General features: G+C 63.7%; 1 pseudogene. It reads right to left on the bottom strand.

Annotation, left to right across the window (positions count from 1 at the left end):
- Positions 1 to 130: 130 nt before the first annotated feature.
- Positions 131 to 535: pseudogene (locus CSC62_RS17625) on the bottom strand (ADP-dependent NAD(P)H-hydrate dehydratase); the annotation flags it as partial.

Genomic DNA, 535 nt, shown 5'->3' with positions numbered 1-535 from the left:
CTTAAAGGTGCCGGCCGCGCGCGTAATGCGTCGCGAACAAAACAACGTAAAAGACTTCAATCTTCACCAATCCCAGCAGCCGTACCCTCACCCCAACCCCTCTCCCGCAAGGAGAAGGGCTCACTCCCTTGCGCGGCAAACGATCCCAAATCCCGGGCACTTCTTTTGGAATCTCGCGTGCCAGAAATCCAACCGTGCCAATCCGCCTGGACAGCTGTTTACCCGCTACCGCGTGCACAAATACACCCCACAGCGCGGCGGTCAACGCGTCGCTGCCCCGCGCAGCGAAACCTGCGATCAATCCGGCCAAGGTATCGCCCGAGCCCGACGTGCCCAGCCCAGGCACACCACCGCGATGCACCCATAGCGCACCGTCAGGCCCGGCGATGAAACTGTCCGCGCCCTTGACGATCACCACGCTGCGCATCTTCCGCGCGAAGGTCACTGCGAACTGGCCGGGCGCCGCTTCCACCGCAGCCTTGTCGTCCCCATCGAGGGTCGCAATCCCCCCCGCATGCGGCGTCAGCACGAAGGG

This window comes from Pseudoxanthomonas jiangsuensis, from assembly GCF_010093185.1.
Classification (GTDB): Bacteria; Pseudomonadota; Gammaproteobacteria; order Xanthomonadales; family Xanthomonadaceae; genus Pseudoxanthomonas; species Pseudoxanthomonas jiangsuensis.
This window is presented reverse-complemented; position numbering and strand designations above follow the sequence as displayed.